This window comes from Microbulbifer rhizosphaerae (genome assembly GCF_014191725.1).
GTDB classification, from domain to species: Bacteria; Pseudomonadota; Gammaproteobacteria; order Pseudomonadales; family Cellvibrionaceae; genus Microbulbifer; species Microbulbifer rhizosphaerae.
In genome coordinates this window covers 124,776-145,721 of the sequence record NZ_JACHWZ010000008.1, presented here as the reverse complement: position 1 = coordinate 145,721, position 20,946 = coordinate 124,776, and the positions used below count along the sequence as shown (strand labels likewise).

The following is a 20,946-nucleotide window of genomic DNA, read 5'->3' as shown; positions in this document are numbered from 1 at the left end:
TTACCCCTTATCGTCTGCTGGAGTGCTGCTGCCGGCAAGACCTTGCAATGTCGGTATTACCGGCTTGATAGTACCGTCGTCGTTGAACTCCAGAACGTCGATGCACACTTCCCGGTGATAGCCGGCGGATTCGCCCATGGCGATGCCATTCGGGCGGTTGAAACGGTGATAGACGATGTGCCACCGGTCTTCTCCCGGGACTTTGACCACGGAGTTGTGTCCAGTGCCGTAGATACCGAGTTCTGGCTTCTTGGCGATGACGAGATTGTTTTCGGGAATCCGCAAAGGCCCGGTGGGCGAGTCGGCCATGGCGTAACGCACCCGGTAGTCCTCGCTGCGGGTGTCATTTTCGGACCACAGGATATAGTAGGTGCCGTTCCGGTAAAACACCTCGGCGCCCTCCCTGAAGGTGTCATCCGGAGTGAGTACCTTAATGGAATCCCTGGCAATGGAGACCATATCGTCGTTGAGTTCAGCCACCGCCAGGTAGCCGTTGCCCCAGTAGAGATAGGATTTCCCGGAGACGGGGTCCAGGAACACGTCCGGGTCGATTTCCTGGCCCCCGGTCACTCCGTCCGGTTTGAAATCGATCAGGGGTCGGCCGGAATCGGTGAAGGGGCCGGCGGGGTCGTCCGCCACGGCCACGCCGATCTTCTGCGCCGCGGTGAAGTAGTAGAAATACTTGTACTTTTTATCTTCTCCGTCCCGCCCGTCGACGACTTTCTCGATGCCGGCCGGTGCCCAGGCGTTGCGGTCCGCCCAGCTCACGTCGGCTTTCAGGTCCAGAATGGTACCCTCGTTTTCCCAGTGTATCAGGTCGGAAGAAGAAAAAGTTTCGAAATATGTGCCAGACCAGCGATAAAATCCGTCGCTTGTTGGATACATGTAGTATTTTTTATCCCTTTCGGAATAAATAATTTCCGGGTCGGCATAATACCCGTCCAAAACCGGATTGCCGTCGACTTCGGCAGTCACTTTATAGGTTTTGTCAGCCAGTCCGCTCCGGGAGAGGGTGTAGCTCACGGCCCCGGAGGAGAAATCCCGGGGGCCTTCCGGGCTAAGGGAAAATTCGGTCACCAGTTTGAATTTCGGGTCCAGCCGGCTCAGGTCTGTACCGGGTTTGACGGGAAGGTAGAGGGTGCCCTCTGCCGCATCGATCGTCAGGTTGCCTTTCTTGATATCGGGTGACTCCGAAGAAATAACCGCGGCTTCCACCGGCCCCCATTGTTTTTGCAGGGCTTCGGCTTCAGCGCTGGTGATCGGGAGCACCGATCCGTGTCGCGGGTGGAAATCCATGGAGATCTCGCCGTCGATCACGGAGAAATTCGCCAAGTCATCGCTTTCGGTAAACTGATATTTTCCGTCCATGTACACGTCGTACATGAGGATATATTTGTCCGATCCAATCAGTTTGAAAACTGCAGATCCCTCCACGGCCTTATCGGTCTGGTGCAGATACTTGTCCTGGAGTACATAGTCCCCGGTGAGATTCTTGGAGACGGCCTTCTTGATGCCTTTGCCGGAGCCCTCGGTCTTGAAAAACAGATGGTATTTGCCGTCGTGGAACACTATGTCCCCGTCGATAGTGGCATCGTTGGTGGGGCTGAAATAGAGCTGCTGGGGTACCGTGGCGAGGCCGGTAAAATCGTCGTTGGCGAAGGCATAGTAGATGATGTCGGGGCCGTCGCCGGAGCGCATGGACCAGTAGAGCATGTAGCGTTCGCTTTCCGGATCGTAGATGGTCTGCGGCGCCCAGACCCGGTCCACATCCCCGAATTCTTCGGGGAAGGTTTCCGGAATATTGACGATGCTGGATGTCCAGTTGACCAGGTCATCGGATTTCATCATGACCATGGCAAAGTTGGACCAGCCCTGTTCGGGTACGTAGAGGTCCGTAACGGTCATATAGAACTTGCCGTCGGCCCCTCTCAGGATATGTGGGTCCCTCACGCCACCGGAGGAACTGATACGTTCTGAGCTGATGATGGGCTTGTTGCCCTTGAGTGCCCGGTAGTGATAGCCATCCCAGCTCAGGGCATATCGAATGGCCTCCTCGCCGGGGTCGTTGCCGAGAAAATAGGTGAACAGGTAGGCTGAATAAGGCGTTTCTTCCTTCCGGGAGCTATCGGTGCAGCCGCTGGAGAGCAGTCCGGCCGCGGCCAGCAGGATAAGGACTGCGGAACGGAATCTTCGCGGTTTGCGGGCATCCCAAAGGCCTTGTCTATACATTATTTTCATTGATTTCTTATTCCATCGCTGAGTTGTGGGTATCGACGGGCACCAAGCGGTGCTTCGCTAAGCTCTGAGACTCAAACCGGCTATTCAGTCAGAAGTTGTTGTGAAACTGCTCCCAGTCATTCTGACTCAAGGGGACTTGCCAGTTGTAATTATGCAATATAATATGACAAATACTATATAAAAATGTTATCGATAACTCAATCTCTCCCAGTACATGGAGACAGAAGCCAGTCCTCCAGTCAGCGAGCCTCTGATAAATAAGAATATATATAAAGGATGATGGAATGAACTATAAGCAAATGGCAACTATCGCTGCCATTACGGTCGCGGCCGCGTCCTGTACGACGGAACCACCGCCCCCGGCTTCCGGCCTTGATGAAAACGGTCATCTGGTATCACTGTTGCCAGAGACTCAAGAGACTGATGGTGGATTCGACTATCGCCGATTGCCAGATGGTGTGCAGATCAGGCTGGGGGATACGGTCAAGAACGTCATCTTCTACGGCCCCAGGACGGTCAGGGTTAACAGCAACCTGGGGGATAACTACTGGCAGCACCCGAGCCTTGTGGTTATCGACCAGCCCGATCCCATTGCCTTTGAGCTGGAGGACGGCGGTACCACGCTCAAACTCGCATCCGCGGAGCTGACGATAGAGATTGATAAGCACAGCGGCTCGCTGAGTTTCAGCGACGGCAACGGCAAGCTCTATACCCGGGAATCGGCCGGTGCACCTCAGCGCATTGAAAAGGTTGAGATCGCCGAAGCGCCAAGCTACGAAGTGTCCAACACTTTCTCCCTTAAACAGGATGAAGCCATCTACGGATTCGGCTTTATCAATGAGACAGAGATCGACCGCGGTACTCAGGAGTCGCTGTTGAACCGCCGTAACCAGGAGCTGCTGCTGGTCCAAACCAACGTGGGTAGCGTCATCCCCGTTATGATGTCCACGGAGAACTACGGCATCCTGTGGGATACCTACTCCGCAATGAAGTTCAAAGACAACGCCGAAGGCGCGACCCTTTGGGCCGAGAGCGCACCCGGCGGTGTGGATTACTACTTCATGGCCGGAGACGGTATGGACGACGTGGTCTCCGCCTACCGTGACCTGACCGGTGACGCGCCCATGTATCCCAAGCAGGCTTTCGGCCTGTTTATGAGTAAAGAACGCTATCCGACGCAGGAACGTATTGTGGAAGTTGCCCGCACCTTTCGCGAAGAGGGCTTTCCGCTCGATTACATCGTGCAGGACTGGCAGTACTGGGGCGGCGGCGAATGGGGCGGCGAATGGGATGGCAACTGGAGCGGCATGATCTGGGACCCGGAGCGCTTCCCCGAGCCGGAGGCCATGACCTCGGCGATTCACGACCTCAACATGAAGCTTATGATTTCCATTTGGCCGTCGGTGGGTAACGACACGCCCCTCGCCGCCGAGCTGGATGGCCATGGACTGCGCTTCGAACCCCTGCACTGGATTTCAAAGAAGGCGCGCATCTACGATGCCTTCAGCGAACAGGGCCGGGAAATCTACTTCAAGCATGTGAAAGCTGGTCTGCTGGACAAAGGTGTCGATGCACTGTGGATGGACGGTACGGAGGTGGAAGTAGGGTCCGCCTGTTGGGATCCTGACAAAGTGGTGGCGGATATCAAAAGTCTGGGCAACAACGCCATGGGCGATTTCTCCCGCTACCTGAACCCCTACACCCTGATGACCACACAGGGCACTTACGACGGTCAGCGTGCCACCAGCAACAAGCGGGTATTTACCCTGACCCGTTCGGCTTGGGCGGGCGCGCAACGCACGGCGGCGGCCTCCTGGTCCGGCGATATTCACGCTAGTTGGGATACCCTTCGCCGACAAATCAGCGGCGGCGTCAGCGTCACGATTACGGGCAACCCCTATTGGACCAACGACATCGGTGGCTTTTTCGTGCCCAACTATCCGGGCGGCGAGCAGAATCCGGCGTACCGCGAATTGTTCACGCGCTGGTTCCAGTATGGCGCCTTCAATCCCATCATGCGCGTGCATGGCACCCACATCGAGCGCGAACCCTATATTTTCAAGGAGCTGGATCCGCCCGTATACGACGCGCTCAAGCAAGCGGTTGAATTGCGTTACCGCATGCTGCCCTACACCTACAGCCTGAGCTGGCAGGTCACGGAAAACGACTACACCCTGATGCGCGCCCTGGCGATGGACTTCCCCAGGGACAAGCGGGTGCACAACATCAACGACGCCTTCATGTACGGTCCGTCCTTGCTGGTACACCCGGTCACCCGACCCATGTACCACCTTGAGGACCCGCCCGCCAAGACCATTCCTGGTGCCTACCTGCGCACGCCGGACAACAAGCCCGGCCTTGCCGGTCAGTACTTCAGCGGCCGCAACTTCGAGCAGCCAGCCGGCAAGGTGGTGGATGCAGTGCTGGATCACACCTGGCCGGGGCCCCCATTGGCCGATTTCCCGCCAGGCCTGTCGAGCCTGAACAACTTTTCCGCGCGCTGGAGCGGCAGCCTCATCGCACCGGAAAGCGGCGAGTATGAGATCGGCCTGGAAGGCGATGACGGCTTTGTTTTGTACCTCAATGGTGAAAAGGTCATCGAGGACTGGAAGAGCGGCGGCCGCCGTTACCACGGCGTCAAGCGCAAGCTGGAGCAGGGCGAGCGCGTGAAGCTCGGCATCGAGCATTACCAGGGGGAAAGTGATCGCAATGTTCGCTTGTCCTGGCGTACGCCAAAGGATATCGCCGAGCTGGAAAGGAAGCGGTCTACGGTCGGCACCCGCGTCACTACCTACCTGCCCGCCGGTGCCGACTGGTACGACTACTACAGTGGCGAGAAAATCCGCGGCGGTCAGGAGCATACGCGCGAGGCGCCCCTGGACATTATCCCGCTGTATGTGCGTGCCGGCTCCATCCTGCCCACCGGCCCCTTGCAGCAGTACGCCACGGAAAAGCCCGACGCACCCTACGATATTACCGTTTACGCGGGAGGGGATGCGGAATTCACCCTCTATCAGGATGACAACGAGACTTACGACTACGAGCGCGGCCAGTATGCGACGGTTGCCCTGAGGTGGGACGACAAACAGAGAATCCTGAGCATCGGCGAGCGCCAGGGGAGCTTCGCGGGTATGACTGAACGGCGCGAACTGAATGTTCGCCTGGTTTCAAACGGACGCCCTGACTCACCGGCGCGGAAAGTGGTCTATGACGGGTCACCAGTCAAACTGAGTTTTTGATGCGTGCGAAGAGGCTTGCTTGGCGAGCCTCTTTATCTTCCCGTTGGCCACGAAAACCGTACTTTCCGCTTCTTGCCAGCCATAATTGTGCAATCTTCTGGCCATAGAGGCAGACGTCAGCTCTTTGATGCATGTCCTGGAGCACATACTCCGATTTTCGGAGCCCGCTTTCTTGATGCCTTTCCCGGAACTCTCTGACTTGAAAAACAGATGGTATTTGCCGTCCTGTAAAACTATATCTCCTCGGAATCGGTATCCATACCTAACAAATCTGCCGGAGTAGATTTAGACGCCGAAGGCGCCCCCACGGTGAGCGTATGCGGCGGGCGGAATGACTTGGAACAGATTCACCGTGTCAGCTCCATCCCCAGATGCGGCGGAGCGAATGCCGCAGGTTACCCACCACCGCTGGCCGTGGCGCAATATCCGCCCTAGAAGCCTGATAATGCATTTGCATTCGCTAATCCTCTAATATTAATATGACTAATATGACAGCATGGTATGGCCATTTATGCGTGATACCAGAATTGGATGTCGTATTGTCACGGAAAGCCGCGGGCGAATGTTGCCTATAAATGCGGAGATAAATTGATATGGAACATCTGACCCCTCGTAGCTTTCCCGTGGCAGTGGCCGTTCTTCTATATTTGCTTTGCCCGCCTGCCAGCGCGACTCACTCTCCAGACCTCTACCTTAGGGATTTCCAATCACTTAATGGCGATTGGAGATATGTGGTCGATCCTTACGAAGCCGGGTACTACGATTATCGCTGGGTGACGCGTGATCAAGCAGATAACCCTTCCAGGCGGGGCGCATTCTTCGCAAATTGCTCCGCGTGCCAAAATCTCCTCACCTTTGACCAGCATTACGGTCACCGTTTAAGGCTGGGAGTTGCTTGGCGTTTAGCGCACCGCTAAAAATATTGGACGTGGCAAGGCCACTATGCCACTGAGCCAATAATCTTCTTCCAGCTGTAGACAGAAGAGAAGATGTATGGAGCGCCAAAGTGGCCAAAGTAGTGATGGAGGAAGTGAGGGCAGGGAAGTTCAGCAGTATCGGCCCGCTAATTTCAGGACCAGGGGCAGAATTCGAAGGGGGTAACTTCGATTTTTTGCTCGCCAACGATATGGATAATAAAGCAGGTTAAGATATGATGAGAGAATATTTCGCCAGAAACGACCTGAGTGCCGCCCTTGGGTTGGCTGTCGCATCCCTTGTTGCAACTACCAGCAATGCACAAACTGAAACTACCAACTCCGGTCAGGCTGAAGTGATTGAGGAAATCTCAGTTACCGGTATGCGCAGTAGTCTGCGGCAATCACTCGCCATTAAACAAGAGGCCACAGGAGTGGTTGACGCCGTTGTGGCGGAGGATATCGGCAAGTTCCCCGATGCGAATGTAGCGGAATCCCTGCAGCGTATTCCCGGTATCTACCTTTCCCGTGATGGATCCAGCAATGAGGGTAACCGTATCAGCATTCGCGGGTTGGGTCCCAGCTTTGCGGTGACTACTATCAATGGTGCGCCGGTGCATACCACTTCCTCGGATAATATTGGCAGCTCCACGCGCGACTTTAATTACGATGTGTTCCCATCTGAGCTTTTCGGTGCCGTTAGGGTTTACAAAACACCAATGGCTGAACTGACCGAGGGAGGGATTGGTGGTGTGGTCGATTTGGCTACACCGCGGCCCCACGACCAGGATGGTCAGGTGATTCGCTATGCGGTATCGGCGCCCCATAACGATTCGTCTGAGGAAACCAGCCCCCGCGGGTCATTTCTGTATAGCAATACCTGGGGAAACTTCGGCGCACTGATTGGTTTGGCGCACTCAGAGGCCGTCAACACCCGTTCCGGATTTCAGACCACAGGTAGTTTTAACCGTTCGGCGCTGGGTGAGAACGAGAAAGATCCAGGAGCCTTCGGATTCAAGCTCGATTTGGATAACCCCGACGCAAATTTCAATGGTCTTACCCGAGATCAGATCGACAACGCATTTATGCCTCGTTTCTACCGGACCTTCGCTACCAAGAACGAGCGTGAACGCACCGCATTGGTCAATTCCTTCCAGTTCAAGAACGATAAGCTTGACGTCAGTCTGGATACCTTATTGGCAGATATTAGCGACAAACGCGACGAGTATACCTTTGGTGCCGCGATTCGTAATTCCGGAACTACTGTTGGCACTGGAATCGTGCCGATCGATCCAATCATTGATGAGCACAATAACTTGCACGGCGTTTTCGGTAATGTGCCCATATTTGCGGAGAGTGTCGTAAATGACAGCGAAACTGAATTCCAGAGCTTCAACCTGCGCGCTGAATACCTACCGACAGATACAGTGACCCTCAGGGGGCAAATCACGTCTTCAAGCAGTGACGCCGAGTTAACGCGCTGGCGGATGGGCTCCGAAACTCGCGAGGGCGTGGAAATGCTGATGGATCACCGGGGCAACGGTCTCTACCCGAATCTTGTAATCCTCAACGGCGATATCACCAATCCGCAATTTTACACACGGGCAGATCGGGATTTCAGCCTGCGTAATGAAGAAGACGATGATGATATGGCCAAGTTTGAGATCGCGTGGGACTATGGTGTTCGCGATTGGCTGGGCACCCTGAAGTCCGGTGTGAGCTTCGCAGAATCCTCGAAGTATTCGTCGAGAACCAATGGTAATTCTGTCTTTGATGACCAACTTCTTCCCAACGGATTGACCTGGAATACAATGACCACCGAGCAGCGTCTCGCAGTGATGGACAGCGAACTGAGAATCGACCCCTTTGCCAAGGGGGCGGGTGAAAACTTTCCCAAAGGCTGGGCAAACTGGACCCGGGATACCATCGAGAATTTTTTCCAGCCGGAACGGGCGACCCGCATGTCACCGCGTGATTTTGGCGCTACCTTCCAGGCCCAGGAGGATGTGGCGTCAGTCTATTTGCAAACTGATCTGCGAGGTGACGTTTACAACCGTGAATTGCGCATAAATGTGGGGTTGCGTTATTCAGAGACCGATGTAAGCATCGATAACTTCCTGCTGGTTGACGGGGAGTTTGAGTCCAATTCCAGTGAAGATTCCTACGATAATCTTATGCCTTCCGTCAGCTTGGCTTACGATGTCTATAACGATGTTGTCTTGCGCGCTTCCTACGGGAAAACCATTACGCGTTCGGCACTCACGGATATCGCTGGTGGCTTGGTCATTCCCAACGTGTTCGAGCCACAGGCAAACAGCGGTAATCCAGGTCTTCTACCAATGGAAGCGGATCAATACGACCTCACCGCTGAGTGGTACTTTGCCGAAGGCGCCCTGGTCAGTGTCGGACTTTTCCAGAAGGATTTGTCGGATACCACTATAAGCGAGACTGTGGTGGTTCCCTGGAGTTCTCTCGGTTTGCCCGATTCTGCTCTCGGGTCAAATCTCCAGGATGTAGATGGTAAAGTGGATCCGGATCTTCCAATCACTCTCTCCACCAAGGTCAATGAAGGTGATGTCTCCTTCACAGGCTTGGAGGTCGCCTATCAGCAAAACTTTACCTTCCTGCCGGGTATATGGAGCAATTTAGGCACTCAGATGAGCTATACCCGCGTGGATACCGATGGCCAGAACTGGACTTCGAGATCCGGTGTGGATCACGAAGTATGGAATGTGCCGAAGTATGGCTATGCCATGACGGGTTTCTGGGAGGATGAAGTTTTCACCGCCCGGTTATCCTGGACTTACAAGGACAGAACTGCCGTCGAGACCAATAACGACCCGGGGCGTGACCTGCAGCGCTGGCGCACCGGCGCGGGTTATCTGGATGCATCACTCAGCTACCATTTGACCGATTGGCTGGAAGTGCGTATTGATGGGACCAATCTCAATGATGAGAAGACCTACGAGTACTTCCCGGATCCCGATGGTATTTACAGTGGCAGTAGATCACGCAGGGATAACTTCCTGGAGAACGGCCGTACAATCACACTGGGTATACGCGGGTCTCTCTAAAAGCAACTCCACAATATTTCACCGACAACAACCAAATAGATCGGGCCAAAGGCGCCGCGAGGACTTGGAGCGTCACGGCCGATCTATTTGGTCACCGGAAGAGCCAGCGAATCTGGCAATCGCTCCCCCCCGCACACCTGGACGGCACTTTGCGCGACTGGAACACACAGCACCAAATCCATTGACTTTTATTAATACTAAACAATAGGATTGGTGTCTACTTGCCCCGATCCTGATCGGGTGCATCGCCAGAGAATAAATCCCCGGAGAAACTTATGGAGCTTGGAGGGAAGCTTGAGGTCGGACGGTCAAGACGGGTTGCCCTCTATGTGACCTGCCTGGTGGATGTCATGCGCCCGAGTGTCGGTTTCGCGGCAATCAAGCTGCTGGAAGACGCGGGCTGCGAGGTCGTGGTGCCCGAACACCAGACCTGTTGCGGCCAGCCCGCCTACAACGCCGGCGGAGAAGCGGAGGCAAAAGCCCTGGCCAAACAGGTTGTCGAGACGTTTGAGCCCTTCGATGCGGTGGTGGCTCCCTCCGGCTCCTGCGCCGGCATGATTAGGGATCACTACCCCAAATTGCTGGCGGCGGAGCCCGAATGGCGGGATCGTGCGACTGGATTGGCTTCCCGGACCTATGAATTGACCAGCTTCCTGGTGGATGTGATGGGGATGGAATCTGTGGAAGCCGACTATCAGGGAGCTGTTTGTTACCACGATAGCTGTGCCGGACTCCGCGAGCTGAACATCAAGCAGCAGCCCCGCAAGCTGCTGCGCAGTGTGCGGGGGGTGGAGGTGCGGGAAATGGACGACGCCGAAGTCTGTTGTGGTTTCGGCGGCCTGTTTTGTGTCAAGTACGCGGACATTTCCAACCAGATGGTAAGCCGCAAGATGGACAATATCGAGGCCAGCGGGGCGGACACCCTGCTGGCGGGGGATCTGGGCTGCCTGTTGAATATGGCCGGCAAGCTGACCCGGCAGGGCAGCCGCGTCAAGGTTCGTCATGTGGCGGAAGTATTGGCGGGCATGACCGACCTTCCCGCGATTGGTGAGGGGGAGGTCTAGTGCTCTTTCAACCTCTAAATGTCGGGTTCAGCGTTCCCATGGCGTTTCACAGCAAGGCGCCGGGCGCCGGCAATGGCCCAGCCCTTGGCAAGCACGGCAACGCCGCTGTGGAGCGCCATGGGAGCGCCCTTCGGGTTGGCTTGTCAGCGTCCCTGGCGGCGTTGCGCCCCTTGACAAGGACCGGGCCATTGCCTGCGGGACGCGCCTTGCCAGGAACACTGACAAGCCAACTGAACCCGGCATTTAGAGGTTGAAAGAGCACTTATGCAACCGAGTTGTAGTTCCTTCAAACAACAGGCCGCGCAGGCCCTGCGGGACCCGAAACTGCAAGGTGCCTTCGGAAAGCTGGGCGACGGCCTGCAGGCGCGCCGGGCCGCGGCAGTGGGGCAGTTGCCGGAATTCGAAGCTCTGCGCGAAGATGCCCGCCGCATCAAGCGTCGGGTCATGTCGGATCTGGACACCTGGCTGGAGCAGTTCGAGCAGAAGGTACTGGGGCAGGGTGGTCACATCCACTGGGCCAGTACCGCGGACGATGCGCGCGAGGCGATCCTGGCCATCTGCCAAAGGGTGGGGGCGAAAACCGTCACCAAGGGCAAGTCCATGGTGACCGAGGAGCTGGGGCTTAATGATTATCTCGTCGATCAGGGGATCACGCCGGTGGAGACGGACCTCGGCGAATATATCCTGCAGTTGCGCCGCGAAGCGCCGAGCCACATCGTGATGCCCGCCGTTCACTTGGCGCAGGACGATATCGAGCGGACCTTTGTCGAAAGCCACCCGCAGCTGCCGCCGGACCGGGATCTCTCGACCGCGGAAAGCCTGGTGGCCGAAGCCAGGCAGGAGTTGCGCGAGCATTTTTTCAAGGCGGATGTGGGCATCACCGGCGCCAACTTCATGATCGCCGAGACCGGGTCCACGGTGATTGTCACCAACGAAGGCAACGGCGATTTAACCCAGACCCTCGCCAGGGTGCACGTGGTGGTGACCACCATTGAACGGGTAATCCCCACTCTGGAGGATTTGTCGACCTTCTTGCGCCTGTTGCCCCGCTCGGCCACCGGCCAGGAAGCTACCGCTTATGTCACCCTTTCCTCCGGCCCCAAACGCGAAGGGGATATGCACGGCCCGGAAGAATTCCATGTGGTAGTGCTGGATAACGGCCGCAGCGAGCTGCTGGGCAGTGAAAACCAGGACATTCTGAACTGCATCCGCTGTGGCGCCTGTATGAATCACTGCCCGGTCTATGGCGCCGTGGGTGGCCACGCCTACGGGTGGGTATACCCGGGCCCCCTGGGTGCAGCCCTCACACCTGCCCTGATCGGGGTGGAGAAATCCGCGGCCCTGCCCAACGCCTCCACCTTCTGCGGTCAATGCGTGGCCGTGTGCCCGGTGAAGATACCCCTCACCGATATCATGAGGCGCTGGCGGGTGCGCGAGCACGGGAAAAAAATGACTTCGCCGTTGGCCCGCGCCGGTTTGAGCGCATGGGCCTGGCTGGCGTCCCGGCCGGCGCTCTATCGCAAATTCACGGGCCTGGCGGCGTGGGGGATGGCGTTGTGCGGCGGCAGGCGGCGCCGTTTGTCGCGCATGCCGCTGGCCGGCGGCTGGACCCGGTATCGGGATTTCCCCGCCCCGGAAGGGGAGACTTTTCACGCGCAACTCGCGCAACTAAAGAAGCGCGCCGCGAAGACCGGCGCTGAGGGGCTTCGCCATGAGCAAGGGGGGGCGCATGAGTAAGGCACGCGAGCGGATTTTCGCCGCTATCCGGCGCAATAAAAAGCCGCTGGCCGATGCGCCTGTGGCCGGGGAGGGAGGCGCTCGCGCCGATACCATTCCCACCCATACCATCCCCGTCCGGACCCAACTAACGGCTGAAGCTCTGTGTGCAGAGTTCGAACACCGGTTGTCGGCCGCTTCCGCCTCGGTGGAGTGGGTGGAATCGGCATCCGGGATACCCGCGGCGGTATGGCGCCATCTGTCGGATCAACAGCGGCGGACGCAGTGCTTTGCCAATGGCTCCGCGGCGGAGCTGGGCTGGGCCTCGGTGCCGGAGCTGGATATTCGCTCGGGAGCCGGGGATGCCGATAGTCCGGTGTGTATCACCTCGGCGTTTCGCGGCATTGCGGAAACCGGCAGCCTGGTGCTGCTGTCGGCACCGGGGCACTCTTCGGCCAGCTATTTCCTGCCGGAGTTGTTGATCGTGACTCTGTCGCGCCGGGATATCCTGGCCACCCAGGAGGCGGTCTGGGCTGACCTCCGACGGCGCCCGGAAGATATGCCGCGCACCGTCACCTTGGTTACCGGTCCCTCCCGGACCGGGGATATCGAGCAAAAAATCGTGCTCGGGGCCCATGGCCCCAGGCAGGTTCACGTACTGCTTGTGAATTAGAGGTTCTTTGCGTGGCAAAAAAAAGTTACCTGGTGCAACAAACCTGCAACCGCCTGCTGGATCGGGTGGAAACAATCTTCGGGAGTGATAGCCCCTACCTGCCCAGTGACCTGGCCCTCGCTACTGAGCTGGAGGTCAGCCGCACCACCCTTCGCGCCGCCCTGGAGCAATTGAACGGGAAGGGCCTGATTGAGCGGGACGGTGCCGGCAAGCGCGTGGTGCGCAAACCGGGGGAAGAGGATTACTACGATATCAGCAGTGCGCCCGCCTCCAAGGAGGAAGTGGTGCAGAAGTATTTCCTGTCCCTGATCAACGGCGGCAAGCTGTTGCCTGGCAGTCGCTTTTCGGAATTGGAGCTGGCAAAGCAGTCCGGCTGCAATACGGTGACCGTAAGAGAGTTTCTGGTGAGGTTCTCCCGTTTTGGCCTGATTGAAAAGAAGCCCCGCTCGCAGTGGCAGATGGTGGAGTTCGACGCTCGCTTCGCCGGCGAACTGGTCGAGTTTCGCAAGGTGTTGGAGATGCGCGCACTGGTGAAACTCCTGGACTGCGATGACGGTCACCCGGTCTGGGGGGAACTGCGCGAGGTGCTGGCCCTGCACCAGACGGTAAAGCGGGATTTCGGCAAGCGTTATACCGAGGTCCCCGCCCTGGATGCCAGGTTGCACCAGGCCCTCCAGATGGGGATCGACAACCGCTTTATCAGCCAGTTCTTCGAAGTGGTGTCCTTTGTTTGCCACTACCACTACCAGTGGCATAAGGCTGGCGAGAAGTCGCGCCTGCGTATCGCCGTGGATGAGCATATCGACCTGATGGTCGCCGTTCTGGCCCGGGATGTGGCCGGTGCGGTCAAGGCCCTGGAGGCCCACCTGGATACCGCCGAGCGAACTTTGCTGGAATGTGCCACCCGGGTCTGCAGCGAGCTGGCGTAAGTTGAAGGGGTTAGAGCCTGTTTGAAGTCTTAGAAAATTCGAGTTCGGTGCGGGGCCGGGTGGGGTGCCGCTTTCCGGGACACGGGCTGGGCGCCCCCCTTTAATACGTCCCTGTACGCTCGTAATCGGCATCCATGCCTCATACGGTCCCGGAAAGCGACATCCCACCCGACCCTGGAAAGTTTCGTGCAAGATTCCAAACAGGCTTTTAGACGCATTGTGCGTTGACTTCGCCCCCGGGATTGGCTAGAGTTTTCTGGTTCTTTATAAATAAAAAACACAACAAAAACAAACGACAAAACGAATGGTTGCGGTGACCGTGTTCAACTCCAGGCCCGAACTCCGGCCTCACCTGTCCCCGGATAGGGATGGCGAATTGATCTGTCTCTGCACAGGCCCAAGCAGGAAAAACGTCAAGATGACTGATAAGCGGTTTGTGTTGCTGCATGCCAGCGACAACGTGCTGGTGTGTTGTGCTCGCGTGACGGCGGGTGAATCCGTGATGCTGGAAGGCAAGTCCGTCACCCTTCACACCGAAATCAATGTCGGGCACAAAGTGGCTCGCGTGAATATTGCGAAGGGCGCCCGGATTATCAAATACGGTGCGCCCATCGGTTCGGCCACGGACGATATCGCCTTTTCCCGGCACGTCCACCTGCACAATATGAAAAGTGACTATATTCCAAGCCACACCAGGGAAAGCAAGCAGAGGGAAGAGTGATGAAGGGCTATTTACGGGCTGACGGACGCAAGGGTATCCGGAACGTCCTGCTGGTAACTTACCTGGTGGAATGCGCCCACCACGTGGCGCGTACGATTGTCACCCGGGCCGACTCGGACAATATCCAGTTGATAGGCTTTCCCGGATGTTACCCCAACGACTATTCACTCAAAATCATGGAGCAGTTGTGCACCCATCCCAATGTTGGCGGTGTGGTGATCGTTTCCCTCGGCTGTGAAGGTTTTAATCGGGAGCATTTAAATAAAACCATCAGCGAAAGCGGCCGCCCCGTGAGCACTTTTGTGATCCAGGAATCCGGCGGAACCCGGCAGACCGTCGAGGCCGGACTTCAGGCTGTCAGCGAAATACAACGGGAAATCGCCACCGCCCCTATGGTCGATATGGAGGTGGAGGAACTGGTGGTCGGAACCATTTGCGGTGGTTCGGACGGTACCAGTGGTATCAGTGCCAACCCCGCTGTCGGCAGCTGTTTCGATATGCTGGTGGACAGGGGCGCGGCCTGCATTTTTGAAGAAACCGGCGAGTTGATCGGCTGCGAGCAGATAATGGCGGACCGCGCCGTAACCCCGGAACTGGGTCGTGAAATTATAGAGGCCGTACAAAAGGCCGAAAACTATTATCGAGTGATGGGCTACGGCAGCTTTGCCCCGGGCAATGCGGAAGGTGGCCTGACAACCCAGGAAGAGAAATCTATGGGCGCCTACGCCAAATCCGGTGCTTCCCAAATTCACGGCATGATAAAACCCGGTGATATCCCCCCACGGGGCGGCCTGTACCTGATGGATGTGGTGCCCGACGGGGATCCGCTGTTCGGCTTTCCCAATATCTCGGACAGTGCCGAGATTGTGGAAATGATCGCTTCCGGTGCCCATATCATCCTGTTTACCACCGGTCGCGGTTCTGTAGTTGGTTCGGCTATTTCGCCGGTGATCAAGGTCTGCGCAAATCCGGAGACCTACCGCAAGATGGCCGACGATATGGACATCGACGCGGGCAAGGTGATTGAAGGCCGCGCCGCCGTCACCGGCGTGGGCGAGGAAATTTACCAGTTGGTGTGCAGCGTGGCCGGGGGTGAAAAAACAAAATCCGAAGCCCTGGGGCATCAGGAGTTTGTGTTGACCTATAAACAGTTCGAGCCCATCGGGCCCGCTTGCCTGCCCCGGCGCTAAACGCTCATTTCAGAGCGAGGGACAGAAACGGTATGTTCGGAGAAAAAAGACGAATAGGGCAGACCGCGCTGGAGGTGACGGCTCTCGGTTTTGGTGCGGCCACCCTGGGTAACCTCTATCACCCCATGCCCGATGAGGCGGCGAAGGCGGCCATCGAAAAGGCGTTTGCCGCGGAGCTCAACCATATTGATACCGCACCCTACTATGGGTTTGGCTTGAGCGAACGTCGCGTTGGGGATGCGTTGCGGGAGGTTCCCGCAAACGAGTATGTTCTGTCCACAAAGGTTGGCCGCCTTCTGGTCCCCTGCGGCAAGGCCGAAGACAAGTACGGCTTCTGCTCACCCATGCCGTTCGAGCCTGTATATGATTATTCGTACGACGGTGTAATGCGTTCCTATGAACACAGCATTCAGCGGCTGGGACTGCCCAAGATAGACATCCTGTACATGCACGACATCGGCCGGGTCACCCACGGCAGCGACCACGAGCGTCTGTTCCGCATTGCCATGGAGGGGGGCTACAAAGCCATGGCCGAGCTCCGTTCACAGGGCCTGGTGAGCGCCATCGGTCTCGGCGTGAACGAATACGAGGTGTGTGAACAGGCCATGGACCACGCCGATTTCGATTGTTTCCTGCTGGCCGGGCGCTACACACTGTTGGAGCAACAGGTCCTGGAGCGCTTTTTGCCCCGTTGTGTGGAGAGCAATACCTCGATTGTACTGGGTGGCCCCTATAACTCGGGAATCCTGGCCACTGGCGTGAAACGGGAAGGCGCGATTTTCCATTACAACTACGAACCGGCGCCCCGGGAAATTATCGAGCGGGTCGCCCGGATCGAAGAAATGTGCCACGAGTTCGCCGTTCCGCTGCCGGCCGCGGCCCTGCAATTCCCCCTGGCGCATCCGGTGGTTGTCAGCGTGATTCCCGGGTTGAGTTCTCCCCGGCGTGTGGAGTCTGCGGTATCGCAAATGCAGACGGCGATCCCCGCAGCTTTCTGGGCGGCGCTGCAGGATGTCGGATTGATCCACCCAGAGGCACCATTGCCGGGGCGGAAAGGCTAATGTTACGCATCGATGCGCACCAACACTTCTGGCAGTTGTCGCGGGGCGACTACGAATGGCTGGGGCCGGAACTGGAGGTGTTGTACCGGGACTATCTCCCCGCGCAATTGCAGCCACTACTGGCCGCAGCCGGCGTTAGCAAAACCGTACTGGTACAGGCGGCGGAAAGTGTCGAGGAAACGGAGTTCATGTTGCGCCTGGCCGATGACTCGGATTTCATAGCCGGCGTCGTGGGCTGGGTTGATATGGAGAGCGGGAACGCTGTCGACACGCTCGATCGCCTGGCGAGGCATTCCGCCTTCAAGGGGATTCGGCCGATGATCCAGGACATCGCCGATACCCGGTGGATGCTCAAACCGGAGCTGGAGCCCGTGTTTACGGCGTTGATTGAACGCGGGCTGACTTTCGACGCGCTGGTGACCCCCAGGCATCTGGAACCACTGCTGATCCTGCTGCGGCGCTACCCCGATTTGAAAGCGGTGATCGATCACGGCGCCAAACCGGAAATTGCCACAGGCCGCACGACGGAATGGGCAGGGGACATCGCGCGTATCGCCTCGGAAACATCGGCCTGCTGCAAGCTGTCCGGCTTGATGACCGAGGCGGGTGACAATCCCGGGTTTGAAAGTTTGATGCCCTATATGGAGCACCTATTGGCGTGTTTCGGCGCGCACCGGTTGATGTGGGGCAGTGACTGGCCAGTGCTGGAACTGGCCGGGAATTACCCACAGTGGCTGGCTTTCGCGGAGCGTTTTGTCGCCCCGCTGACCGAAGTGCAGCAGCAAGCCATATGGGCGGGGAATGCCGAGCGGTTTTACCATTTGCAAGTGTGAAGATAATTGGGAGGACGATAACGTGGGGCAACGTCTACTGGGAAAAACCGCCGTCATTACGGCCGCCGGGGCCGGCATTGGCCGCGCCTGCGTAGAGGCCTATGTGGCCGAGGGGGCTACGGTCTGGGCCGCGGACATTAACGAACAGGCCCTGGAACAACTCCAGTCCGCCGTGCCGGCTGTCAAAGTAAAGGTGCTGGATGTCATGAAAGGTGACGATATCCGCGCGTTTGCCGACGAAGTTGGTGCGATTGATATTCTGTTTAACTGTGCCGGTTTCGTTCACAACGGTAGCATTTTGGATTGTGACGAACAGGACTGGGACTTTTCCTCTAATTTGAATGTCAAATCCTGTTACCAAATGATCCGGGCATTTTTGCCCAGCATGATCGCCAACGGCGGCGGCAGCATCATCAACATGGCCTCCATAGCCAGTAGCCTTAAAGCCGTGCCCAACCGTTTTGCCTACAGTACCACCAAGGCCGCGGTGATCGGTTTGAGCAAGTCCGTCGCCTGCGACTTCGTCAAACAGGGCATCCGCTGCAATGCGGTGTGCCCCGGCACCGTGGATACCCCGTCATTGCAGGCGCGCCTGAACGCCTTCGACGATCCCGTTCAGGCCCGCAGGGATTTTGAAAACCGACAACCCATGGGGCGTCTGGCCCGTGCGGAAGAAATCGCGTCGCTTCTGGTGTACCTGGGGTCCGACGAATCCACCTACACCACCGGGGCGGCCCATGTCATTGACGGTGGCTGGTGCAACTGACCCCATCAGTCCCCTCTCCCCCCCTTCGGGGACAAATCCGCCGGGAGCGGATTTGGGCAGGCTTTAGCTGGCCGAAGGCCGAGCGCCATGGATGGCGCGAGTCACTGGGTTAGGGAGAGGGGGGCCGATTAGCGCCCCCCCTCCCCCGGCCCCTCCCCCGCAAGCGGGAGAGGGGTGAGCAGTTACAAAATATAATAAAGAGGATTTGTCATGAGCACAGTAGAAGCCACTGAAGCCCGGGCTACGCCCACGGCAGAGAAGCCGGAACTGGTTCCCGGTGCCGTATTGATTCCTTTTATTCTTGTGACCTGTTGTTTTGCCCTGTGGGGGTTCGCCAACGACATCACCAATCCCATGGTGGCGGCGTTCCAGAAAATCTTCCTCACCGGCGCAACCGAAGCGACCTGGATACAGGTGGCGTTTTACGGCGGTTACGGTGTCATGGCTTTTCCGGCAGCGCTGTTTATTCGCCGGTTTTCCTACAAGGCTGGCATTCTCCTGGGGCTCGGGCTGTATACCATCGGTGGCCTGCTGTTTATTCCGGCCAGTTCGATCGGGGAGTTTTACCCCTTCTTGATGGCGTACTTCGTGATTACCTGCGGCCTGTCGTTTCTGGAGACCACCGCCAATCCCTATATCCTGTCCATGGGGCCGGCAGAGACCGCCACCCGCCGCCTGAACCTGGCCCAGGCGTTCAATCCGGTGGGTTCTCTGATCGGTATGTATGCCGCCTCACAATTCATTCTGGCCAGGTTGGACGCGCGTGGCAGGGAAGCGCGGGAGCTTCTGCCCGCACAGGAGTTTGAGGCCGTAAAAGCCGCCGACCTCGAAATCGTCAGCCAGCCCTATATCATGATAGGTATTGTGATTGCGGTATTGTTCTTGCTGATCGCATTGATGAAAATGCCGAATCACAAAGAGGCTGCAAAGACGGACGCGAGCCTGAAGGCGATCTTCGGGCGCCTGCTGCGATCGAAGAAATATGTCGAAGGCGTGGTGGCGCAAATGCTTTACGTGGGCGCCCAGATCATGTGCTGGACCTTTATCATCCACTACGGCACGGAAGTGTTCGTGGCCGAGGGGATGATGGAGAAAGACGCCCAGGTATTGTCCCAGCAATACAATATCGCCGCCATGACGATTTTCTGTGTCAGTCGTTTTATCTGTACCTTCCTGTTGAAGTTTATTCACCCGGGTACGCTGCTGGTGTATCTGGCGAAGGGTGGGGTATGCCTGTCGCTGGGGACTGTCTTGCTCGGCGGTCAGGGCGGGCTTTACTGCCTGGTAGGCATTTCCGCCTGCATGTCGCTGATGTTCCCCACCATCTATGGAATCGCCCTGAAAGACATTGACGGGGATGATGCAAAGTTAGCTTCGGCCGGTCTGATTATGGCCATTGTTGGGGGAACCTTTCTGCCCATGTTGCAGGCCGGAGTGATTGACAATTGGAATATGGGCTTTGTCAGCGCGGTGGAAGCCTCATTTACACTGCCCTTATTGTGCTTCGTGGCGATCGCCGTCTATGGCTACAGAACGGCGAAAATTCACGATGCCAGCCCGTACTGATGATTTAGTTTCGAAGTTCACTAGCAGAGGTTGATTTACTATGAAATTATTACGTTTTGGTGATGTGGGACAGGAAAAGCCCGGCATACTGGATGCCCAAGGCAACGTCCGCGATTTGTCGGGCCACATCAAGGATATCAATGCTGAATTCCTCAGCAGTGAAATGTTTGCCCGGGTGCAGGATATGGACCCCGCCAGCCTACCGCTGGTGGAAGGCGACCCTCGCATTGCCGAACCGGTTTCCGGCGTGGGAAAATTTATCTGTGTGGGCCTGAATTACGCCGATCACGCCCGCGAGTCCGGCATGGAAGTACCGCCGGAGCCCGTATTGTTTATGAAAGCCACCTCTGCCATCACCGGCCCCTTCGATCAGGTTCAGCTTCCGCCCGGGTCACAGAAAAGTGACTGGGAAGTTGAGCTGGGTGTGGTGATCGGCCGCGAAGCCAAATACGTGTCCGAAGCCGACGCCATGGACTACGTGGCCGGGTTCTGCGTTGTCAATGACCTCTCTGAGCGGGAATATCAGCTTGAACGGCAGGGCCAGTGGGTGAAGGGTAAGGGATGTGACACATTCGCCCCCATAGGCCCCTACCTGGTGACGCCGGAAGACGCCGGTGATGTGGAAAATGCGGGTATCTGGTTGGAGCTGAATGGCGAGCGGGTCCAGGACGGCACCACTGCCACCATGGTGTACAAGGTGCCTTTCCTGGTGCACTACATCAGCCAGTTTATGAGCCTGCAACCCGGTGACATTATCAGCACCGGCACGCCGCCGGGGGTAGGCCTGGGCATGACTCCGCCCAAATTCCTGAAGGAAGGCGATGTAATGCGCTTGGGAATCGATAACCTGGGTGTACAACAGCAGAGTGTGATTCGTTACGCCAAATAAGGCCTTTCAGGATTGGGCCGAACGCCGGGTCGTATTATTTGCTTATGGGCATCTCTAAAAATCGTCATTCCTT

15 protein-coding genes are annotated in these 20,946 nt (G+C 57.3%); 14 read left to right on the top strand and 1 reads right to left on the bottom strand.

Annotation, left to right across the window (positions count from 1 at the left end; genetic code table 11):
* The gene (locus tag FHS09_RS10055; protein WP_183459403.1) at positions 1-2,229 is read right to left on the bottom strand and encodes a glycoside hydrolase family 43 protein; all 2,229 of its coding nucleotides are present in this window, start codon (positions 2,227-2,229) and stop codon (positions 1-3) included.
* Between the two features lie 293 nt (positions 2,230-2,522).
* Here FHS09_RS10055 and FHS09_RS10050 point away from each other — a divergent pair, with 293 nt between their 5' ends.
* The 14 genes from FHS09_RS10050 (at position 2,523) to FHS09_RS09985 (ending at position 20,873) form a co-directional block, all read left to right on the top strand.
* Positions 2,523-5,477: a TIM-barrel domain-containing protein gene (locus FHS09_RS10050; protein ID WP_221191924.1), complete on the top strand. Its 2,955-nt coding sequence runs from the start codon at positions 2,523-2,525 to the stop codon at positions 5,475-5,477.
* A 1,006-nt stretch (positions 5,478-6,483) separates the two neighbouring features.
* Positions 6,484-6,624 carry a hypothetical protein gene (locus tag FHS09_RS10045; RefSeq protein ID WP_183459401.1) on the top strand — a complete coding sequence of 47 codons (141 nt, stop codon included), beginning with the start codon at positions 6,484-6,486 and terminating at the stop codon, positions 6,622-6,624.
* Between the two features lie 3 nt (positions 6,625-6,627).
* Entirely contained in the window at positions 6,628-9,465 is a 2,838-nt protein-coding gene (locus tag FHS09_RS10040) for a TonB-dependent receptor (RefSeq protein ID WP_183459399.1), read from the top strand.
* Between the two features lie 275 nt (positions 9,466-9,740).
* Positions 9,741-10,529, top strand: a complete 789-nt coding sequence (locus FHS09_RS10035; protein WP_183459397.1) for a (Fe-S)-binding protein — start codon at positions 9,741-9,743, stop codon at positions 10,527-10,529.
* Between the two features lie 264 nt (positions 10,530-10,793).
* Positions 10,794-12,266, top strand: coding sequence for a LutB/LldF family L-lactate oxidation iron-sulfur protein (locus FHS09_RS10030; protein WP_183459395.1), 1,473 nt, complete (start codon positions 10,794-10,796; stop codon positions 12,264-12,266).
* The gene (locus FHS09_RS10025; protein ID WP_183459393.1) at positions 12,259-12,918 is read left to right on the top strand and encodes a LutC/YkgG family protein; all 660 of its coding nucleotides are present in this window, start codon (positions 12,259-12,261) and stop codon (positions 12,916-12,918) included. Before FHS09_RS10030 ends, FHS09_RS10025 begins: the two co-directional genes overlap by 8 nt.
* A gap of 11 nt (positions 12,919-12,929) precedes the next feature.
* A complete protein-coding gene (locus FHS09_RS10020) occupies positions 12,930-13,847 on the top strand; it encodes a GntR family transcriptional regulator (RefSeq protein WP_221191923.1) in 918 nt (305 codons plus the stop codon).
* A 418-nt stretch (positions 13,848-14,265) separates the two neighbouring features.
* Positions 14,266-14,568 carry a UxaA family hydrolase gene (locus tag FHS09_RS10015; protein WP_183459391.1) on the top strand — a complete coding sequence of 101 codons (303 nt, stop codon included), beginning with the start codon at positions 14,266-14,268 and terminating at the stop codon, positions 14,566-14,568.
* Positions 14,568-15,758, top strand: a complete 1,191-nt coding sequence (locus FHS09_RS10010) for a UxaA family hydrolase (RefSeq protein ID WP_183459389.1) — start codon at positions 14,568-14,570, stop codon at positions 15,756-15,758. The genes FHS09_RS10015 and FHS09_RS10010 overlap by 1 nt, the downstream gene beginning before the upstream one ends.
* Positions 15,759-15,790: 32 nt before the next feature.
* Positions 15,791-16,819: an aldo/keto reductase gene (locus FHS09_RS10005; protein WP_183459387.1), complete on the top strand. Its 1,029-nt coding sequence runs from the start codon at positions 15,791-15,793 to the stop codon at positions 16,817-16,819.
* Positions 16,819-17,652 carry an amidohydrolase family protein gene (locus tag FHS09_RS10000; RefSeq protein WP_183459384.1) on the top strand — a complete coding sequence of 278 codons (834 nt, stop codon included), beginning with the start codon at positions 16,819-16,821 and terminating at the stop codon, positions 17,650-17,652. Before FHS09_RS10005 ends, FHS09_RS10000 begins: the two co-directional genes overlap by 1 nt.
* A 22-nt stretch (positions 17,653-17,674) precedes the next feature.
* Positions 17,675-18,418 carry an SDR family oxidoreductase gene (locus FHS09_RS09995; RefSeq protein WP_343057459.1) on the top strand — a complete coding sequence of 248 codons (744 nt, stop codon included), beginning with the start codon at positions 17,675-17,677 and terminating at the stop codon, positions 18,416-18,418.
* A 210-nt stretch (positions 18,419-18,628) separates the two neighbouring features.
* Positions 18,629-19,984, top strand: coding sequence for an L-fucose:H+ symporter permease (gene fucP, locus FHS09_RS09990; RefSeq protein WP_183459380.1), 1,356 nt, complete (start codon positions 18,629-18,631; stop codon positions 19,982-19,984).
* A gap of 40 nt (positions 19,985-20,024) precedes the next feature.
* Positions 20,025-20,873, top strand: coding sequence for a fumarylacetoacetate hydrolase family protein (locus tag FHS09_RS09985; protein ID WP_183459378.1), 849 nt, complete (start codon positions 20,025-20,027; stop codon positions 20,871-20,873).
* Positions 20,874-20,946 lie beyond the last annotated feature (73 nt).